Genomic DNA, 19,040 nt, shown 5'->3' with positions numbered 1-19,040 from the left:
CGTCATTGGATAAACAGTATAAAAGAACACCAGAATTAGAACATCGTGTATCGAATATCGAGCATCGAAAAGGGCTGTGGATTACAGGACTCCTTTTTTTCATAGCCTTAGGCATAGAGCTTCTTTATATCAAATCGTATAGTGTGCATTATTTTATTTCGCCGGATGGACTACACTACTCCAACATTGCCGAGAATTTCCTTCAAGGGCGAGGACTCGTGAATACCGCAAATTTCGCGCAAGGGGCTGACGGTGTCGTACGGGAGGTGGCTCAAACACGCGAGTATGTGGTTGGGCCGATCTATCCCTTGCTTCTAGCCTTGATCTATGGGATCTTTGGATTCAAAAGTTATGGAATGGTGATTGTTGTTTTGCACGCCGCACTTGGAGCAGCCAGCGCCGTGCTAGCCTATAAGACAGGGGAACTCCTATTTAGCAAGAAGTATGCTTGGATCCCCTACGGGTTGACCCTGGGATACCCTCTGTATGCTTTTTGGGGGATGTACGTTCTCACAGAAACCACCTATGTTTTCACGATCACGCTGTTCCTTTATCTCTTAGCGTTCTATTCCAAACAAATCGAACGACCTAAGCTCCGGACCCTCTTGATCTTAGGAGTTGCGATCGGGATTTCAAACCTTGTCCGTCCGTTGCTTCTGCTGTATTTCCCAGTCCTGGTAGTTTGGATTCTCTGGTTGAAGCACGGGCATTTAAAAACAGCAATCAGAGACTTCAGTATTATCGTGATGATGACGGTTCTGGTTATGAGTCCTTGGTGGATTCGCAACGCGTTCAAATATCATCAGTTTATTGCGGTGTCCAATTATGGTTCCTATGAGTTTTACCTAGGGAACAATCCTTTGACAGTGACAAACAGCTATTTTTATTACACCCAACCGAGCTATGACCCAGTCGTGAAAGCGCGGATCGAAAAACTTCCGATTCCAGAACAAGAAAAGGACTATAAGCAACTAGGAGTGTCTTATATTCTTCAACACCCCGTGCTGTTTCTGGAGCGCACGCTGGCGAAAGAAATAAACCTATTTTGGCAACCGGTGACTCCCGCTGACGGTCAAGCCTACAAGATGAAGGGGGATTCGCTCGACAAATGGTATCTCCTGTTAGGGCTCGCCGGAGCGCTTCTGAGCTTTTTCCGTTTGAAAAAATACAGCTTTCTTTTGCTGTTTACAGTATATTATAGTTTTGTAGTATCGATGATCACGGTGGTTTCCGGCGCTCGCTACCGCTTACCGGTAATGCCTGCGTTAATTCTTCTGGGGTCCTTGGGTTTGGTTATGGTCTTCGAGGGAATCGGGAAACTTTTTAAGGCAAATCTGCGAATAGGAAGAAGGGTATAGATGTCTCGTGTTCAGATAGCCGCTCTTTTAACCAGCCTGATGGTCACAGGATTTGTCGTAGAGCAAGTTCGGCGGCGGCGCTTGGCAGTTGAATACTCTCTCATCTGGATTGTCGCGGGTCTAGGCATGATCTTCTTTTCCCTTTGGAGAAATGGGATTGAGTACTTGGCAGGCCTTATGGGAATTTATTATGCCCCTTCGGCGCTTTTCGTGATTTTTGGGGTGTTGGTGTTTGTCTTATGCATCCATTTTTCCTTAGCAATTTCCAAGTTGAGTTCGAACAATCGGGCCTTGATCCAACGGATTGCACTACTCGAAGATGACATAAAGATTCTGGAGGAAAAAGCCGTCAGTATGGAAATTGAGTCGATTGAAAAATCCCGTGGCTGAAACCGATGGAATTCTTGGGTAAGGACGGTTTAGGAAACACTATGAAAAGTACTCTAGTAATTGTTCCAGCTTTAAATGAAGCAGAAAATATAGGTCATGTGGTTCAAAATCTTAAAACCACATCCCCTTGGCTTGATGTGCTCGTGATTGATGATGGTTCGACCGATCAAACCGCTGAGGTAGCTCGAACGCAGGGGGCAAAGGTGATTTCTCTGCCCGTGAACCTCGGTATTGGAGGAGCGGTTCAAACCGGGTTTCTTTATGCTGTGAAAAATCACTATGATGTGGCCTTGCAAGTGGATGGGGACGGGCAACATCGGGCGGAAGAAATTAAGAAGTTAATCGATCCAATACTCCTTGGAGAGGCGGATGTCACAATCGGATCGCGCTTCTTAGCCAAAACGTCGTACAAATCGGCTATACCTCGGCGTCTAGGAATTTATATCTTAAGTAAAACGATCCAATCCGTTGTTCGCAAGAGCTATACAGATCCAACATCCGGATTTCGGGCCTATAATCAGAAGGCTTTGCGAGTTGTATCCACGCATTATTCTACAGATTATCCGGAGCCGGATTCGATTGTGACTTTGGTTAAAAATGGGCTGAGAGTGATCGAAGTTTCGGTAGAAATGGACGCACGCTTGTCCGGGAATTCCTCGATTACCCCCTTTAAGAGCGGCTATTATATGGTGAAAGTGAGCTTGGCGATTATTCTTAACTCAATGATGAGCAAGATTTGGCCGGATTAAGGTTTTTTACCTCGCTCACTGATACAAGTCAGAGGCTTACTGTGATATACTTGAACAAATACTACTAGATGGAAAGAAGGTGATAAGAATGGAAAATAAAATCCTTCAAGCAATTGAAGGACTCAAAAACGATTTCAATCACAAATTTGATGTGCTAGCAGAGAAAGTAGATAACCAAGGGAATCAAATCAGCACATTAGCAGAGAAAGTAGATAACCAAGGGAATCAAATCAAAGAAAATACGCAAATATTAAAGGCCTTAGAACATTTAGCACAAGTCGATAAAGCAGAACACGATAAAATGTCGTTTAATATAGCGGAGATAAGTGGAGAAATCAAAGCCATCAGAAAAGACTTATCAAATGTTGAAATAATCACAGCAAGTAATTGGGGCGACCTTGCAAGGCTTAAAGCTGTAAAATGAATACTTTAAATTGAAACGAGATCGTAGGGTAAACCTACGATCTCGTATTTTATTCTAATCCTTTCGCATTATCTCATATTCTTCATCGGATATCCCAATGTCTTTGAGGATTGCTTTAATCAGTCCACGTTTGAGATCCTTGCTATGCATAGGAAGGACGGTGTTTCTACCATCTTGACGGCTGAAGAATTTGTGACTGCCCGTTTGTCGTATTTCATCAAATCCTAACCGTTTTAGGATTGCTACCATTTCCTTGGATGAGATAATCGTTAATTTACTCATTAGATAACCAACTCAAATTGTTTGGCTTCAATAAAGTTCGGATCAAAGACCTGGATTCCGTCTTTTGCATGAACCTCTAAGCACAATTTGATTGCTTCATCTACATTAGCCATTATTTCGGCGATCGTTTCCCCTTGGGTATGGCAGCCTTTTAACTCCGGCACAGTTGCAATATATCCTCCGTCTTCGTCCTTTTCAATGAGCACCGTAAAATTATATTTTTTCACAAGCTAACCCCCTTTAATATATAAGGATAGATCAATAAATTCGTTATTTATATTATACTTAATATAAAGATTAATTGCCATATTATTCCTGATTATTTGCGCTAAAGTCGTATCATAAGTAAACCTCAAACTTCTTAATTGAATAGTCGTTAGGAAAAGTGTCGCATTATTAACAATAGTCGTTCCACTTTGGTGTTTAAGTGTGATATGCTTGGGGGTATATTAGAATCAGAGGTGATATTATGCTTAGAAATTCGATGACGGATTTAAGTGTATGGAAAAACTCGAAGGATAGAAAATTGAGGCACAAAACACCTTAATTATCTTTGATGAGGTTCAAGAAGTGCCGAGAGCATTAACCTCCCTGAAATATTTTTGTGAAAACGCATCTGAATATCATGTTGTAGCTGCAGGGTCGTTGCTTGGTGTAGCGCTTCATCCTGGTACTTCGTTTCCTGTTGGAAAAGTGAAATTCATGGACTTGTATCCCTTGGATTTCTTAGAATTTATGAGCGCCATGGGCTATGATGATTTGGTAAAATTGCTAAAGAGCGGAGATTTCAGCTTAATAACAAATTTTAAAAGTAACTATATCGATTTATTAAAACAGTATTATTATATTGGAGGCATGCCAGCAGTTGTTGCGTCTTTCCTAGAAGACTCCGATTATGGCAAAGTACGTCAACTACAAAAGGAAATATTGATGGCCTATGAACAGGATTTTCAAAGCATGCGCCAAATGAAGCCGTGCCACGAATCAGAATGCTATGGAGCTCTATTCCTGCTCAGCTCGCTAAGGAAAATCGGAAATTTATATACGGACTTATACGGCAAGGAGCAAGAGCGAGAGAGTATGAGCTTGCGATGACATGGCTTATCGACTGCGGATTAATTTATAAGATAAACAGAGTTACAAAGCCAGATAGGCCTCTTATGGCTTATCAAGATTTTAATGCGTTTAAATTGTTTGTTCTTGACGTCGGGTTGCTCGGGGCAATGAGTGAACTTGATATCAAATCTTTGCTTGAGGGGAATAAACTATTTGAAGAGTTTAAAGGTGCTTTGACTGAACAATATGTGCTACAGCAACTTATAACCAGCAGAAAAATATGCGATTAATGTTCTGCCGAATAGTTTAAAGACTCCTTAATTGAAGTAAACTCGAACTTTTTCAAAATGCGTATCAACTTCTGCTCGCACCCGCTAATTCCGTAATAATGGATTAGGCTCTCTTTCAGACTGAGGGTGAGCCGAGGTTGCCCGGGGTCAATCTCGCGGGGGTGGAGATAGACGATGGCTGGGTGACCTTCTTTATTCACCGTATTAATGCACTGCGCGATCAGAGAATAGGGAAGGGCACGGAAATAAAAGCCACCGGCAAAAGGAATATTTTTATTTAAAATTCGGACCGTCGAGGAAGGAACTTCAAGAAGGTTGAGGGTCCTTTCCTTGTACTGAGGATGGTAGGGAAAACGGGGAGAAGAGGGCAGGCCGTAGAGATACGTTTCAATCGGAAAGACACTGGCATCATAAACAAAACCCAATTCCTCGAGAATCTCCCAAGCCCAGAGAGACTTTGGAGTGATGGACCAAGAAGGAGCTCTGTAGCCTTTGACGCTTTTGCCGATGATATCTTCAACGAGCTTTTTGGCTCGACTAACATCTTCCTTAAATACTGCAGGGGTTTGTTGGTAAACGAGCTGATGTGCATACCCGTGGGTAGCAATCTCGTGTCCTGCTGTCGCGATCTCCCGGATCAACTGGGGGTGTTGTTCCGCGACATAGCCAAGGACGAAGAAGGTAGCCTTGGCTTTGTGTTTGGCAAAAAGGTCTAAAAGGCGTTCCGTGTTTTGGACAATTCGTACTTCATACGTCTTCTGGGGGTCAAAAACGTCATCATGATAATTAGCGTGAAACCATTCTTCCAGATCGATGGTTAATATATTCTTCATAGTTTAATCCTGCTTTCATCCAGAAAGGGCACGAGGTATCGTGCCCCTACTTTAAATAGCGTCGTAGTCACCCATGGTTAAGAACCAGTGATTGAGTTGGAGGAACGGGTCTTCCCCTTGATTGCTAAGCCTGCGGTAAATAACCGGGAAGGGTTGCGGTTCCAAGAATTTGGGACAGGTGAAGAAGCCATTAGCTTTGAGAATGCGGGATTCTTCAGTCTGGGGCATCATTAGCGAACCGGCCAAATCCATGTTGTTATCGACAAAGAAGCGCAGGAGGCGATTAATGAGAAAGTTCCCTGCGTCGGGAACGCTTGGATCGACTAGAAAGTCGACGATCATACCAGAAGACATACCCTCTACTTCGGTGCATCGGCCTACTATATAACCGATAAGCTCAGAGCTGTTTTTTTTATGAATCCCGTAGATCTGATAGTCCCGATAGGGATTTTCAAAATACCGCCAGCGTATATAGTCTGCATCACGGATTCCCATAATGGGGTATTTATCTTGTATTTTAGCCCAGAAAGCATTTATAGCGGAGAGATTAAAGGCGGTGAGCGGATAAACCTCATAGCGGTCATCTGAGCGGTCTTTCACCTTATAGAAAAGCTGGAAGGGAAGTGCAAGAGACCCAAGCAGGGAACCGAGTTTTCGTGTGACCAAGGTCTTGGTGTTTAAGGGGCGGAGCAAGAGGGGGACACTTCCGAGGTCGGTAAACCCTAGTTTGCGAGTGAATCCCGGGTAGGAATTCGGATTAGGAAATCCATAGCAAAACTCCGCGCCTTGCTCGGCGCAGTCCTGATAGACGGTTTTGGCCAATCCTGTGAAAATCCCTTGTCCAGTGTAAATTTGGCGAGTCAGGGTGTTTAGGGAGAGGATTCCGTTAACCGTTTTGTCATACGCTTTAAACCGCATCGGAATCACGACATATTGACCGGCAAGCTGATTCGTTTCCACATCTCGGGCCAATTGGATGATTGCCGGACCGGCCGGGTTGGCTTCATACTGCCATTTTAAGTATCCAGGGTCGGAAATCCAGGATTCTCCGTAATACTCCCTCGTTAAATCAATGGTTTCCGATAAATTTTCAGGCATGTATTTAACGGTTTTCCACATGTGGATTCCTACTTTCGTGTGATAATAATAACGCCAAGGCAAATCACTAAGACCCCTATGATTTTCGTAGGCGTCAGATGTTCTTTGAAAATCGTTGTGCCAATGATAAGGGCGAAAATAAAGGCCGTACTCTGAATCGGATAAACATAACTTAACTCACCTTTATTTAGAATATAAATCCAAAGGACGGAAGCAAACGCATACACCATGAGCCCAGAAAGTACATAAGGGCTTAAAAAAAGGCGCAAGAGTTGACCAAGACTGTGGATCTCCTTGCCGGTGGCTCCCAGCTTCCAAAGAGTTTGGCCCGTCACCATGAGTACGGAATTAAAAATCGTCAGTAAGACTAACAAAAAGGCCACCTCATCATTCTCTAGTCTAGCTTTCATAATATTATACAATGTGAGGGTTTATAAGCAAGCCTAATTGGACGGAGACGAGCTCTTGCGAAGCGAAGACATGGGGACAGTTCTCATGTCTTCGGCACCTCAAGTTTATCTTTGGGTTCAAGTTGGAGGTGGATACCCTACTCGTGGCCCAAAGAATGCATCTAGTGCATCATTCTAAGATGTGGGTGAACTTGAAGTTCCCCTACTGTTTGGGTATAAATGATTTCGGAGTTAGTATATAATATGATGCAAAAGGGAGTGATTCTGATGGCTTTGGAACAATCAAAAGTTCAGGTGAACATTCCAGACGATCTTGTGCCAATTGTTAATAGCTTGGGGGTCGGGACTTCGTTGGATGACAGGGTCAGGCTGTCCCTCACTATCGGGCTTTTCGCAAGCAAGGCCGTCTCGTTAGCCCAAGCAGCGCAGCTTTCAGGACGGTCACTGTTGGATTTCATGGAGATTTTGAGAAGCCGAGGATTGCATTGGGGCGAGTATACGGAAGAGCAGCAATCCCAGGATGATGAGTCTCTTAGGAAGCTGCTCGATCAAATGGGAGCCGTGAAATGATTAGGGTTGTTTGCGATTCCAGCCCAATCATTGGTCTTTCCAAGATCGGAAAGCTGGATCTATTATGGACCTTATTTGACGAAGTTATGATTCCAGAAGCAGTGTTTGAGGAAATTGTCCACGGAAATGTGGTCCAATATGCCAGTACACTTGAAGTGGAGAAGGCGGTTTTGGAACAAAATATCTCCGTTTTTAGGGTTGAAAATCAGTCAATGGTAGAGCAATTGCAAGGAAGATTACACCGAGGAGAAGTGGAGGTCATCATAGGAGCGAAAGAACTTGGCATTCGAACACTGGTTATTGATGATCGTTCTGCACGTAACCTTGCCGAGGCATTACTCTTTACAACGACCGGTGTTATTGGAATCTTATTGTTGGCCAAAAGAACGGAGAAGATTACAAAAGTCAGACCATATCTCGACGATTTGGTGCAGAGCGGCTACAGAATATCAAAAAAGTTGTATGACGGTACGTTGGAAAGAGCAGGCGAATAAGAATTTTGCCGGCTCTTTTTTTGTGCTCAAAAAGAGAATGGTTATTCCGCAACTTCGGTACCATCAGGTAGCCTATAAATTATCGGAAGAATCAACAGTAGAAAGAGAATTTGGAGCATTGCTCGGTATAAGAGACCATTATCCAAAATATGTTGTGACAATGGAGGACTTTTGGCAAGACAATATAGAGGGTGTCAAGCATAAAAACATTGCCGAGTTTTTGCTGATGGATGAATATTAAGGACCCAGCGCTGCCGGGGGAAGCAAGAGAACCGTCCCCCTGCTTCCCTACCGGAGATACTGCTTCAAAAGGGGGAAGATCGCGTTCGAGCTGGTAGGGTTTTGCGTCCAGATCAGGGACCAAGCCCCGACTCCGCCTAGGTTATATTGATTGAGCAACCCTAATTTGGCATTCCAGCTTTGCGCATCGTCGAAATAGACGGTGTGAGTCCCTGAAGCATCGGTGTAGTTGAAGTAGGGAATCTGTGAAGAGTCGCGTTGCACTGGGCCTTTCGCTAAGGCCAAAAGTTCAGCCATCCCGCCCGAGCGCCGTTTATAGGTTGGGTTGGTTCCCGTGTCAGTTGTCCACCAGTCAACCCCATAGTAGGGGAGACCGAGGAGAACTTTATGCATGTCTACCCCTTGCCCGCGTGTATATTGTAAGACTTTGCTGCTCCAATCCAGTGGGGCCAGGGGGCCGGGGGCAGAGTGGCTGTAGTCATAGGTCATAATGTGCAAGTAATCAACATATTGGGCCAGGGCATGGTAGTCAAACTCGCCAAGCCAGGTTTCTGAACCAGTTCGGGCCATGACGGCCTCGATGACTAACTTATTCAAGGGATGAAGTTGAGCGTAAAGTTCTTTCATGAACTGAGTGAGGTTGGGCCCAGTGGCAGTGCTCATCAGCTCAAAGTCGATCACGATGCCGTCTGAGTTTGTCCTCTGGATCCGCTGGATAATTTGGCTTTCCAGCTTAGCACGAGCAGTATCAGAAGCCAGTACAGTATCTACGGTTTTGCCGCTGTCCCAAGACGATTGGATAACCGGAAGGACTTTTAAGTTGCGGGAATGAGCCGCAGCTGTAAACTTGGAGTAATCCCCTGTGCCCGTATCCCAGCCCCCAGTTACATTTCCATCAGCGGTATCATCAAGGTAATACCAACTTGGCGCAATAAGGTCGGCATAATCCGTAGCAGGTGAAGGAATGGACTGGACCTGGTTAAGCATTCCCTGTACACTGCCCTGGGTGTATTGGAGGGAAATCCGTGACTGAATCACCCCAGTGCGAACGATACTTTCTAGCTTATAGTTGATAACGCCCCATCCCCCAAAAATGGTAAAGGCTGAGCCTGAAGTCCGTTTTTGATTGAGATAAGTCGTTGTCGAAGCGCCCAATTGCGCATGGGGTAGCAAGAGAATCGGCGCCTTGTCCTTGGCAGCCAGAGCAGCACCGGCTAGGGCATCCGGGAAGTTTTCTCCCGTCGCTACATAAACTTTAGATGTCTCGAAGCCTAATTGATTTAAGACTGTCGTGTTGGTTTCGTATTGATCGTACCCAGCATATCTCGCGGTGACCTTAACAGGCTGAGGTAGTTTGCCGAGCTGTTCTGTAATGGAGTCCTTAATCACAGCCGTGCCGCCCACCAACGTCACGTTCTGAACCCCCATTTGGGCGAGGGCCGTCGCGGTTTCCGCCGGGAGAGAATCGCTTCGTGTGAGTAAGATAGGAATTCCTTGAGCAGCTGCGTACGATGAGATGCTCAGAGCGTCCGCAAAATGTTCCCCGTTGACTAAGAAAGCCTGGGTAGAACTCGGAGTGGCCACCCCAGCAATGGCAGCAGCTGTTCCATACTGGTCCCAGCCCGCAAGCCGCCGTGGCAAGATCCCTTGGTCTTTGAGCGACTGTTCGATCCCACTATTCAAAGCAACCGTACCGCCCAAGAGATACACTTCTTGCGTACCGAGGCGTTTGAGTTCTGCGGAAACAGCGGGAGTTAGATGATCCGATTCGGTAAGGAGCAAAGGCCCATTTACTTTATGCGCTAGAACGCTCCCCGTCAGTGCATCCGGAAAATTCCTCCCGGTTGCCAGCACCGCGACAGGAGCATAATCCCAACCCTTCTTGGAAATCTCTACGGCAGTATCATATTGTGTATTCCCATAAATACGATCCGTCACGGATTCGGTGGGGTCAGCTTGTACACTTAGCGGGTGGAAGTGTATAACACTAACAAGCATGGCTAAACCACAAAAAATACTAAGGGTTTTCTTAGTGAAAAAGTGCATTAATAAAATTCCTCCATTTTTCTTTTGTTTCTATACGTTTTAATGTATTCAAGCACCAGCCTATATCTCGGGTATACCTAAGATATTCTTTGCCAAAAGGAGAAATCCTCCTAAAAATTGTGAAACATAGTCTTCCAAAATCATACAGTCAACATAGAGAACACAAAAACTTAACATTTGAGGGACGCAAAAAGGGAAGGAAAGTTACATTAATTGTCGAATGGAATCCCATAACGGTTTGAAATAAACATAGAAGAGTTACCAAAGACAAGAAAGACACACGAAAGAGACGTGAAGAAGATGTTAATTAGAAGAAGAGTGATTAATCAACTCAAAGTAGGGCTAGTGTCTTTGGTAGTTCTGGGGATGATGGTTCTTAACTTGGGGCTCGCTCCACCAGCCCTCGGACAACAAACTCCATCCCAAGCACAAGCCCCATCCCAATCCTTTCAAGTCATCGTATCCTTAGCCCCAGGGACGGATGTTGACAAAGTGGCCCAAGACTTCGGGGCAAAGGTTGTGCGACGAGGACCGCTTAATTTTGCAACCCTAGAACTCGAGGCCTCAAAAAATATGCCCCAAGTCATAGCGGCCCTAAAGGGTACCCCTGGGATTTTAGGGGCGGAGGAAAATCATCGCCGTACTTTAGTCACCACAACCGCAGCTACAACGGCAACGACAGCATCAACAACCACAACCTCAACGTCACCAGGATCAAACGTGCCGAACGATCCCCTTTTTCAAGACCAATGGTCAATCATCAATGGCAACGTCCAGGGAGCCTGGGACATGGGAGCCACTGGCAAAGGAATAACGATCGCCGTCGTCGATACGGGTGTGGCGCTTCAACATCCGGATTTAAAGGACAATCTAGTCCCCGGCTACAATGCCATCACCAAGAGCGAAGTACCAGGTGCAAATCAGGATAATAATGGACACGGAACCCACGTCTCTGGAATCGCCGCTGCCGAACGAAACAGCGTGGGTATTGTCGGAGTGGCCTATCAGGCAAAAATTATGCCGATAAAGGCCATTGATTCCGTGGGAGAAGGGTATGACGATGCCATTGCCGATGGCATTGTCTGGGCTGCGGATCATGGAGCACAAATTATTAATTTAAGCATTGGCTCGCCAAATGGTTCAGTCTCCTCAGATATATTAAGGAAAGCCGTTGCCTATGCCTATAAAAAGGGGTGCTTATTAATCGCGGCTGCGGGGAATTATGACCCTCAGACGGAAGGAAATCCCGGTGTGAGCTACCCAGCCTCTGACCCAGACGTGCTGGCCATAACAGCGACAGACACAGCAAACAAGGTGGCAGATTACTCAGTCACAGGTCCAGAGGTTGACCTGGCTGCCCCGGGAGATGCCATCGCTAGTGATTGGTGGAGCAAAACCAAGGGGGCAAGTTACGCCGACGCGAGTGGAACCTCTATGGCCGCTCCGTTCGTGTCCGGAGAAGCGGCCCTGGTTTGGAGTCAACACCCCGATTGGTCTAGAGATCAAGTGATTCAGGTTCTTGAGGCGGGGGTAAAGGATTTAGGCACGCCAGGACGGGATAATGCATACGGGTATGGGCTTGTGGATGTGAAACAAGCCTTGACCCTTGCTAATCAAACAATGAAAACGTTAACCTCTCCTGGTACTGTCAATCAATGGGGTGGAATTGTCCAAGCAGTAGCAGGTTCGACACAGGTGAGCTTAACGATCCCTACCCAAGCATTTAGCAGCTCCGCCAACGTATCGGCACAAACAATCCCGGCTCCGGCCAGCTTACCAAACGGAGCAAGTTTCTTAACCCCAGTCTTTCAGCTGGACTGGGGAAGTGTCACTGCACAGAACATGCTCTCCTTAACCTTGAACGATCCCTCACTTAAAGCGGGCTCTGCAGCGACTGCGGCAGTCTATCGCTGGGATGGTTCACGCTGGATTTCCTTAGGTGGAGAGATCGTAAATGGTGAAGCCAGGCTTGGCCTTTATGAGCCTGGAATCTATGCGGTAGGGACCCCTCAGGTAACGACAGAGGGCAATCGTTTTGCAGGAGTTACGGCTGAGGGAACGGCAGTAAAGATCTCCCAAGCTACCTTTACAACCGGCGCAGATACTGTGATTCTCGCCCAAGCTAATCAGTTCCAAGATGCCCTCGCTGGAGCCCCTCTCGCCTATAAGTTGCAAGCCCCGATCTTGCTTTCGCCAAGCTCAGGTCTCACGGATGAGATTCGGGCGGAGCTGGTAAGACTGGCCCCCAAGACCATCTATCTTTTAGGAGGCACAGCAGCTCTGTCCTCGACGATTCAAATCGAGCTTCAGCAGAACTATGACGTAAAACGTCTAGCCGGTTACACGGCAGAAATAACAGCGGTGGCGATCGCCCGAGAACTCGGTACCCGAGGAAAGGCCATCGTGGCCAGCGTGCGTTACTTCCAGGATGCCTTAGTCATCTCTTCTTGGGCTGCACGACAGGGGGTCCCCATCTTACTCACAGAACCGTCAACCTTAGCGGAGGATACGCAAACCGCTCTCAGGGAGCTCAATGTAACTCAAACCCTGGTCATCGGAGGGACGGCTGTGGTCGGCGCGGACGTCATGGATCAACTCCCACTTCCCAAACGGATCAGCGGTGACACGGCTTACGACACCGCCGCAGCCGTTTTGCAAGCTTATCCTCCGACAACCTCCAAACTGGAAATCGCCACTGGAGAAAATTACCCAGATGCCCTCACTGGGGCTGTCCGTGCCGCTTTCTACGGATCAATGGTAGTCCTGGTCCCGACGCATTCCACCATTCCCTCCAGTTTAGCTACCCTCCTGGATTCTTGGCAAGGAAAGCAAGTAGAGGAGTTTGGCGGGGTCTCAGCACTGCCAGAAAATGTTATACAGACCGTAGAACGTTGGGTTCAATAATAGATTGGGACGAAAGTCCCTTTCTTTTTGGGCAGGACATCGGTCAAATATGTCGAAATTTAAAAGGTATTAAATTTAAGGAGGGGTTAAAGTGTGGCAAGATTAAAATGGGGACTCATCGGAATGTTGGTATTAGTATTTTGGTTAGGGTTACAGAATCCTGCGAACGCTTCTCCCCTAGCCTTAGAGACGTCAAGGATATCCGGGGTACGACAAATAGATACTGCTATTGAAGTTTCTAAAACAGGGTGGCAGCATGCCAATACAGTCTTACTGGCCAATTCCGACCATTTCCCAGATGCCCTCGTCGCGGCGCCACTTTCCCATCAGTTAGATGCCCCCATTCTGCTAACTCCAGCGGGGGGAGTTGATGCGAAGGTTATGGAAGAAATTAAGCGGTTGGGTGCACAGCAGGTCATCCTTTTAGGCGGAGAAGTAGCCTTAAGCCCACAAGTTGTGGCAGATATCCAAAACGCAGGCTTAAGCAAACCAGAACGCATTGCAGGGTATGATCAGTTTGAAACGGCCCAAAAAGTGGCTGAACGTGTCGGGACTAAGGGACAAGTGATCCTGGCTAATGGAGAACAGTTTCCGGATGCTCTCGCAATATCGGCGTACGCAGGTGTGACAGAGACTCCGATTCTTCTGACCAGTGCCAAGACGATGCCTGCCTCGACGCAGCAAGAGCTCAACAGTCTACAGCAAAAAGGGGATCTCAACACCCTTGTTGTGGGGGGAGAAGCAGTCGTCTCCGGTGCGACACTGAGCAGCTTGAACAGTGTTCAACGGATTGCCGGCAATGACCGCTATGAGACCGCTGCAGCTGTCTATGAATTTGCCATGGATGACCTGACCGCTCAAACGACGTATCTTGTTACCGGCGAGAACTTTCCCGATGCACTCGCAGCAGGAGGTCTAGCCGCCAAGCAACGAGCCGAAATCGTCATGTCTCAAACGGCTACATTACCGGGATCAACTTATTCCGTGTTGTCTAGACCAACGGAAAGTCCCTTAAATGTCGTGATCATTGGAGGAACGGCGGTGGTCACAGACCAAGTCAAGGGAATAGTACAAGGAGATGTTCAGCCCGCCTATCTTTTGGCGGGATATACCGTTGTTGTTGACCCAGGGCACGGGGGACCGGACACAGGGGCAATTGGGGCGACCGGAACGTATGAGAAAAACAACACCTTGGCGGTGGGTCTTAACCTCGCGGGCTTATTGCGTTCGGCAGGTGCGCAAGTCATCTTGACGCGCAGCACGGATGTTACTCCCGCAACTGGAACCTATTCAGAGCTTTCCGACCTTCAGGCGCGGACCAAGATTGCGAACGATCAGAAGGCAGATCTCTATATCAGCCTCCACAATGATTCCTTTAGCAATCCCGATGCAGGAGGGACAACGACCTATTATAGTTCGTCTAGTCCTGTGGCCGTCCAGTCGAAAGCCTTAGCAACTAGCATACAGAGTGAGTTAGTAAAAACAATTTCCTTAACGAATCGCGGGATAAAGGACGCAGCCTTCTACGTCATTAAAAATACCAAGATGCCTGCGGCCCTTGTAGAAATAGGTTTCATTTCTAATCCGACCGAAGAACAGCTTTTAGGATCATCAGATTTCCAACGAAAGGCCGCGTTAGGTATCTACAGAGGAATCCTGAAATTCAAAGGCTATTAAAAGTTTAACAATTTGTTTAGTGAATGCCCACAAAATACTAACATTTAGACCCGAACCCTATGCTATACTTCAATTATTCCATTCGAGGTCAGGATATTTTTGACTAAATGGTGGAAAACTAGTAAGTTTTAGTGTAAACTGAACAGTATCAATGGAGAACCTGTCCGACCATAATAAATTTCATAAGGGTCTTTATAAAAAAAATCGGACAGCAAGAAGGAATATTGGCTATCATGTAGAATACATATAGCTAATGCAGACCCTTTTTTATGGGTTCCTCATTCTTATGCGGTTCTAAAGGGTACGCCACAGGAGGGATGATGTGATCATCCTTAGGGGGGACGCTCCCACTTATGTCCTGTGGAATGCTTTTAGATATTGCGCAATGTCTAAAGATTGTGCTACACATTTTAAGGGGGTGAGGGACGACTAAGAAACGTCCTGGGTAAAAGAGAAAATGTTCACCTAATGAAGAGATCCAAAAGTTGAGAGGAGAAATTTACTACATGAAAAAAACTAAAAAAGCCTTAGCTTCATTAGCTATCGCAGGTATGACATTAAGCATGCTCCCATTTAATGCTTTTGCTGCGTCAACCGTCCCGACTCGATTAGCAGGTGGAACTGCTGCACAAACTGCAGTAGCAATCGCTGAACAAACAGGTTGGACTGGTACAGCTATCCTTGCATCATCAGCTTCTTATGGCATGGTGGATGCACTGACATCTGGCCCGCTCGCTACATTCTTGAAAGCTCCTATCCTATTGCAAGAGCCTGGCGCAGTCTTGAATGCTGACACCAAAGCTGAACTCACTAAACTCAATGTTAAGAAAGTATATGTGACCAGTGGAACTTCTGTCATCAGCCAAGCAGTGCTTGACCAAATGACGGGCATGGGTATCACAGTTGAGTCTCTCGGCGGAGCTGATCGCTTCGAAACTTCCGTGAATATCGCTAAGAAAATGGTTGCTCTCGGTGCTCCAGTATCCAAAGTTGCTGTTGCTTACGGCTGGTTGAACCAAGACGCTCTTTCCATCGCAGCGATCGCTTCTGCTTCCAATTCCCCTATTCTCTTAACTGAAAAAAATGCAGTTCCTGCAAGCGTTCAAGCTTTCTTGGCTGCCAACACCAGCGTTACAGCTTCAGATGTTATCGGTGGAACAGGCGTTATCAGTGATGCTGTTAAAGCAGCATTGCCTAACGCAACCCGTCATGCTGGCAACACAGCTTATGACACCAACAACCAAGTCATCCAAGACTTCAACTCTTCGCTCACCTATGGCAATGTATTCGTTGCTAGTGGCGTAACCGGAATTGATGCTCTTGCTGGTGCACCACTCGCAGCTGCTTCTAAGTCAGCTATCGTACTTACTGACGGAACAGTTCCTGCTGCAGCAACTTTCGTACACAGCAAACTCGCTGCTGACAGTGTTGTTACTGCTCTCGGTGGTTCAGCTGTTGTTCCTGAGACTGTACGTACTGGAGTTGTTACTGGCGTAGTTACACCACCAACTGGTGCGTTGTCAGTTACGTCTGTAAGTGCTGTTAGCGCTGCAAGCTTTAAAGTAGTTTTTAACCAAGCATGTGTAGATACAACTAAGGTTACTTTTACAGTTAAAAGATCAACAACTCCTGTAACTGTAACAGCGACTTGGAATGCAGCTAAGACAGAAGCTACTGTGACTAGTGCTTCAAATTTACCTGAAGGTTCTTATACCGTTGCTGTAAAGAATGATACGACTGATCTTGGAACTTCAACGGTAGCTATAAGTCAGCAAAAGATTGCTAAGATCAATATCACTTCTACCAAATTAGCAGTTGTTAATGTAGCAGCTACTGCTTCAACTACTGCTAGTTCAATTGGATATGCTACCTATACTGTATTAGATCAATATGGAAATGATATTACAACCTCATCTCTTGCTAATAATGTAACATTCCAGACTGGTGCTGGTGATGTTACCAAAAGTAAAGGTGTGCTTAAAGTAACACCTACTGGTACAGTGAGTCTTATTCAGCTTGGTAATATTGTGATAACTGGCTATGATAACACTAGTGGAGTTTCAACAAGTGCTACATTATCTGTATCTACAGCACTTGGTACATTAACCGATATGCAACTTACAACTTTAACAAATGCTGATAACAAAGTGTTGACTGGAGGAGATACTTCAAGCGTCTTCTATCTGGGCTATACAGCTACTGATATCAGTGGTAATACTACACAAGATTATAACTTGGTTAAGGGTGGCATGATCTTAGATTCGAATGACGGGTTAAGTGTATCTGCAAGCAACTATGTAACTGCTAGAGTTATACAGGATCCAAATGATTCATCGAAAGCTGCCATTGAAGTCAAAGTTATTGCTGGCAGTGATATGAATATGGATGTTCCGGTAACAATTACTGCTATGACTTTTACAGGCAAAACTTCAACATTTAATGTGACATTGAAGAAGCCATCGGCAGCAGATGCATTTACATTAATGGCTCCATCATATGATATTGCTGTTAATGAAACTAAAGAAATTCCATTCGTAGCATATGATCAAAATGGAGTTCAATTAACTAAATATAGTGATTTAGCAACAGGATCAAACGCAGTAACCTTATCCGGTGCGGATTTTGTAGAAAATGTTGATGGAACTGCCAAAGTTATGGTTACGGCACCTTCCAGCAAAGGACCACGCATTATAACAGCAATGACGAAGAGTGGAAAATTCAGCTCTTTGACTCTAAATATCCAAGATGTTGCTAAGGCTGACTCGTTAACGTTAGATTCTTCAGTGTTGCTAAGTGCAATGCAACATGGTGCAACCCAAAAGGTAGACTTCGGATATCGTTATGGCGGTTTCACTGTTAAAGACCAATATGGTAGAGTTTACGACATGGTAGGTAAGGCTGATAGCGCAGTTGGTCATTATAGGGTTATCGCAACTACTGCTGCCACGACCGCTATTGCTTTATCAGGTCAGGATGATGATTATGGTAAAACCCAATTAGCAGGGGCAGCAAATGCAGTAGCTTATGGCGGAAAAGCTATTGTGATCAATGCAACTGGATCAGCAATAACGGGAGACACAGGAACAGTTGTCTTCTCATTGGTTGATACAAATACTGCAACGAATGGTGGTCATGCTGGTACTACAGCGGACCCATATACTGTGATTGATTCGAAATCAGTAACATTCTCCGTTGTTAAGGATACAGATATTAAATCATACACAATGGATACAGTAACAAATCCTATCTATGCAAATGGTCCTACATCTGGTACAGTAAATGTTAGACAAGATGCTTATGCAGCTAATCCAACCATTTATGGTACAACATCAGGTGGATCAAAAGTAGTAATGGGTGCTGGAAGGGTAATTGGAGCATATGTTGATTCTACTGACTTTGCAATTGAGGGTCCAATCTCGACTACTACTCCGGCGGCTTTTGATGGAGTAAGTGTATATGCAAAGCCATTAGCAAATAACGTCACATCCTCAAGCACTAACTTAACAGTAACATTCTACGGTGCAGATAATAAGGTACATTCATTAACTACACCTATTAAATCTTCAACTGCAACACCTGTAGATAAAACTCTTGTTGCTGCTGTAGGTACTTTCAAGGCTGGTGTTTCAGTAAATGGAACTGGCGATGTTGTAACAATTAATACAGTTACGGCAGGAACAGATTATCTTGGTATTGGCGCTTCTTTGGCAAGAGTGAATGAAGCTGGAACTGATGCTAACAGAACAGTAGTTTACTTCATGGCTGTAGATTCGTATGGGACTAAAGCTGATCAATTAGCACAGATTGTAGTAGTTTCAGACGAAATCACCACTGCCGCAGGTGTAGATGTACGTCCTGGTTCATTTGCTGTAAATCAATATGGAACAGTCACTTCTGGAGTCACTGCAACTACAGGTCAAAATGAGGTTATTACACTTAGTGGTATTACAACTAACGGATTAGTAAAAACCATTAAGGTGATCGTCGAAAAGTAAGGAATTAGCCTTATGACTCCTCACCGAGGTGCTAGTGCTCAGAGGGAAGAAGCCTTCGGCTACTTCCCCCGGGTACGACCCTCACACATTGAGATCTATGCTGACATTTAAGCAAAAGAGTCATTTCGTCTTCGGGCGAAGGGCTCTTTTCGCTTTTTAGGTGGCTTGAGGGCGGGAAAATTGCTACAAAAGTATTCAGTACTCACTGGAGAGAGCTATAGTTT

At 45.6% G+C, this 19,040-nt stretch carries 18 protein-coding genes; 12 read left to right on the top strand and 6 right to left on the bottom strand.

The features are described 5' to 3' along the window. Positions 1 to 5: 5 nt before the first annotated feature. From DSOL_RS10945 to DSOL_RS10930, 4 genes are all read left to right on the top strand, one after another. Entirely contained in the window at positions 6 to 1,358 is a 1,353-nt protein-coding gene (locus DSOL_RS10945) for a glycosyltransferase family 39 protein (protein WP_235838777.1), read from the top strand. Further along, entirely contained in the window at positions 1,359 to 1,748 is a 390-nt protein-coding gene (locus DSOL_RS10940; RefSeq protein ID WP_075364895.1) for a DUF2304 domain-containing protein, read from the top strand. A gap of 41 nt (positions 1,749 to 1,789) precedes the next feature. Beyond that, positions 1,790 to 2,497: a glycosyltransferase family 2 protein gene (locus DSOL_RS10935; RefSeq protein WP_075364965.1), complete on the top strand. Its 708-nt coding sequence runs from the start codon at positions 1,790 to 1,792 to the stop codon at positions 2,495 to 2,497. An 88-nt stretch (positions 2,498 to 2,585) separates the two neighbouring features. Then, positions 2,586 to 2,921: a hypothetical protein gene (locus tag DSOL_RS10930; RefSeq protein WP_075364894.1), complete on the top strand. Its 336-nt coding sequence runs from the start codon at positions 2,586 to 2,588 to the stop codon at positions 2,919 to 2,921. Positions 2,922 to 2,975: 54 nt separating this feature from the next. On the opposite strand, the gene DSOL_RS10925 is transcribed toward DSOL_RS10930, so the two are convergent. Beyond that, a complete protein-coding gene (locus DSOL_RS10925) occupies positions 2,976 to 3,203 on the bottom strand; it encodes a type II toxin-antitoxin system HicA family toxin (protein WP_075364893.1) in 228 nt (75 codons plus the stop codon). Next, positions 3,203 to 3,430 (bottom strand): type II toxin-antitoxin system HicB family antitoxin, encoded by a 228-nt coding sequence (locus tag DSOL_RS10920; protein ID WP_075364892.1) that lies wholly within the window; start codon positions 3,428 to 3,430, stop codon positions 3,203 to 3,205. The genes DSOL_RS10925 and DSOL_RS10920 overlap by 1 nt, the downstream gene beginning before the upstream one ends. Positions 3,431 to 3,773: 343 nt before the next feature. On the opposite strand from DSOL_RS10920, the gene DSOL_RS26730 reads away from it, so the two are divergent. Together DSOL_RS26730 and DSOL_RS29725 are read left to right on the top strand one after the other, a co-directional pair. Then, positions 3,774 to 4,298: an AAA family ATPase gene (locus DSOL_RS26730; RefSeq protein ID WP_345788376.1), complete on the top strand. Its 525-nt coding sequence runs from the start codon at positions 3,774 to 3,776 to the stop codon at positions 4,296 to 4,298. Then, complete coding sequence (locus DSOL_RS29725) at positions 4,193 to 4,549, top strand: DUF4143 domain-containing protein (protein ID WP_345788375.1); 357 nt, start codon at positions 4,193 to 4,195, stop codon at positions 4,547 to 4,549. Before DSOL_RS26730 ends, DSOL_RS29725 begins: the two co-directional genes overlap by 106 nt. Here DSOL_RS29725 and DSOL_RS10905 read toward each other — a convergent pair. The 3 genes from DSOL_RS10905 to DSOL_RS10895 are packed head-to-tail and all read right to left on the bottom strand — an operon-like array spanning position 4,546 to position 6,890. Next, positions 4,546 to 5,382: an XrtA system polysaccharide deacetylase gene (locus DSOL_RS10905; RefSeq protein WP_075364891.1), complete on the bottom strand. Its 837-nt coding sequence runs from the start codon at positions 5,380 to 5,382 to the stop codon at positions 4,546 to 4,548. The two genes, DSOL_RS29725 and DSOL_RS10905, sit on opposite strands and share 4 nt — an antisense overlap. A gap of 51 nt (positions 5,383 to 5,433) precedes the next feature. After that, positions 5,434 to 6,501, bottom strand: coding sequence for a GNAT family N-acetyltransferase (locus DSOL_RS10900; RefSeq protein ID WP_075364890.1), 1,068 nt, complete (start codon positions 6,499 to 6,501; stop codon positions 5,434 to 5,436). A gap of 8 nt (positions 6,502 to 6,509) precedes the next feature. After that, positions 6,510 to 6,890 carry an EamA family transporter gene (locus DSOL_RS10895; protein WP_075364889.1) on the bottom strand — a complete coding sequence of 127 codons (381 nt, stop codon included), beginning with the start codon at positions 6,888 to 6,890 and terminating at the stop codon, positions 6,510 to 6,512. Positions 6,891 to 7,133: 243 nt separating this feature from the next. Here DSOL_RS10895 and DSOL_RS10890 point away from each other — a divergent pair, with 243 nt between their 5' ends. The 3 genes from DSOL_RS10890 to DSOL_RS10880 are packed head-to-tail and all read left to right on the top strand — an operon-like array spanning position 7,134 to position 8,195. Beyond that, positions 7,134 to 7,460 carry a UPF0175 family protein gene (locus DSOL_RS10890; RefSeq protein ID WP_235838775.1) on the top strand — a complete coding sequence of 109 codons (327 nt, stop codon included), beginning with the start codon at positions 7,134 to 7,136 and terminating at the stop codon, positions 7,458 to 7,460. After that, positions 7,457 to 7,954 carry a PIN domain-containing protein gene (locus DSOL_RS10885; protein ID WP_075364888.1) on the top strand — a complete coding sequence of 166 codons (498 nt, stop codon included), beginning with the start codon at positions 7,457 to 7,459 and terminating at the stop codon, positions 7,952 to 7,954. The genes DSOL_RS10890 and DSOL_RS10885 overlap by 4 nt, the downstream gene beginning before the upstream one ends. Continuing rightward, positions 7,923 to 8,195, top strand: coding sequence for a hypothetical protein (locus DSOL_RS10880; protein WP_139314447.1), 273 nt, complete (start codon positions 7,923 to 7,925; stop codon positions 8,193 to 8,195). Before DSOL_RS10885 ends, DSOL_RS10880 begins: the two co-directional genes overlap by 32 nt. 47 nt (positions 8,196 to 8,242) lie before the next feature. On the opposite strand, the gene DSOL_RS10875 is transcribed toward DSOL_RS10880, so the two are convergent. After that, a complete protein-coding gene (locus DSOL_RS10875; RefSeq protein WP_075364886.1) occupies positions 8,243 to 10,240 on the bottom strand; it encodes a cell wall-binding repeat-containing protein in 1,998 nt (665 codons plus the stop codon). 300 nt (positions 10,241 to 10,540) lie between these two features. Here DSOL_RS10875 and DSOL_RS10870 point away from each other — a divergent pair, with 300 nt between their 5' ends. From DSOL_RS10870 to DSOL_RS10860, 3 genes are all read left to right on the top strand, one after another. Next, the gene (locus DSOL_RS10870) at positions 10,541 to 13,144 is read left to right on the top strand and encodes a S8 family serine peptidase (protein ID WP_075364885.1); all 2,604 of its coding nucleotides are present in this window, start codon (positions 10,541 to 10,543) and stop codon (positions 13,142 to 13,144) included. 93 nt (positions 13,145 to 13,237) lie between these two features. Then, on the top strand, positions 13,238 to 14,821 hold the full coding sequence (locus DSOL_RS10865; RefSeq protein WP_139314446.1) for an N-acetylmuramoyl-L-alanine amidase: 1,584 nt from the start codon (positions 13,238 to 13,240) through the stop codon (positions 14,819 to 14,821). A gap of 506 nt (positions 14,822 to 15,327) precedes the next feature. Continuing rightward, positions 15,328 to 18,816 (top strand): cell wall-binding repeat-containing protein, encoded by a 3,489-nt coding sequence (locus tag DSOL_RS10860; RefSeq protein WP_075364884.1) that lies wholly within the window; start codon positions 15,328 to 15,330, stop codon positions 18,814 to 18,816. The last annotated feature ends 224 nt before the right edge of the window (positions 18,817 to 19,040 follow it).

Origin of the sequence: Desulfosporosinus metallidurans (assembly GCF_001936615.1) — a bacterium.
Classification (GTDB): domain Bacteria; phylum Bacillota; class Desulfitobacteriia; order Desulfitobacteriales; family Desulfitobacteriaceae; genus Desulfosporosinus; species Desulfosporosinus metallidurans.
The sequence above is the reverse complement of the archived record's forward strand: the minus strand, read 5'-3'. Positions and strand labels throughout refer to the sequence as shown.

What these genes read in the sequence shown, in the direction of transcription:
- DSOL_RS10940 (WP_075364895.1), top strand. Translation starts at nt 1,359, where the DNA reads ATGTCTCGTGTTCAGATAGCCGCTCTTTTAACCAGCCTGATGGTCACA.
- DSOL_RS10935 (WP_075364965.1), top strand. Translation starts at nt 1,790, where the DNA reads ATGAAAAGTACTCTAGTAATTGTTCCAGCTTTAAATGAAGCAGAAAAT.
- DSOL_RS10930 (WP_075364894.1), top strand. Translation starts at nt 2,586, where the DNA reads ATGGAAAATAAAATCCTTCAAGCAATTGAAGGACTCAAAAACGATTTC.
- DSOL_RS10925 (WP_075364893.1), bottom strand. Translation starts at nt 3,203, where the DNA reads ATGAGTAAATTAACGATTATCTCATCCAAGGAAATGGTAGCAATCCTA.
- DSOL_RS29725 (WP_345788375.1), top strand. Translation starts at nt 4,193, where the DNA reads ATGCTATGGAGCTCTATTCCTGCTCAGCTCGCTAAGGAAAATCGGAAA.
- DSOL_RS10905 (WP_075364891.1), bottom strand. Translation starts at nt 5,382, where the DNA reads ATGAAGAATATATTAACCATCGATCTGGAAGAATGGTTTCACGCTAAT.
- DSOL_RS10900 (WP_075364890.1), bottom strand. Translation starts at nt 6,501, where the DNA reads ATGTGGAAAACCGTTAAATACATGCCTGAAAATTTATCGGAAACCATT.
- DSOL_RS10895 (WP_075364889.1), bottom strand. Translation starts at nt 6,890, where the DNA reads ATGAAAGCTAGACTAGAGAATGATGAGGTGGCCTTTTTGTTAGTCTTA.
- DSOL_RS10890 (WP_235838775.1), top strand. Translation starts at nt 7,134, where the DNA reads ATGATGCAAAAGGGAGTGATTCTGATGGCTTTGGAACAATCAAAAGTT.
- DSOL_RS10885 (WP_075364888.1), top strand. Translation starts at nt 7,457, where the DNA reads ATGATTAGGGTTGTTTGCGATTCCAGCCCAATCATTGGTCTTTCCAAG.
- DSOL_RS10880 (WP_139314447.1), top strand. Translation starts at nt 7,923, where the DNA reads ATGACGGTACGTTGGAAAGAGCAGGCGAATAAGAATTTTGCCGGCTCT.
- DSOL_RS10875 (WP_075364886.1), bottom strand. Translation starts at nt 10,240, where the DNA reads ATGCACTTTTTCACTAAGAAAACCCTTAGTATTTTTTGTGGTTTAGCC.
- DSOL_RS10870 (WP_075364885.1), top strand. Translation starts at nt 10,541, where the DNA reads ATGTTAATTAGAAGAAGAGTGATTAATCAACTCAAAGTAGGGCTAGTG.
- DSOL_RS10860 (WP_075364884.1), top strand. Translation starts at nt 15,328, where the DNA reads ATGAAAAAAACTAAAAAAGCCTTAGCTTCATTAGCTATCGCAGGTATG.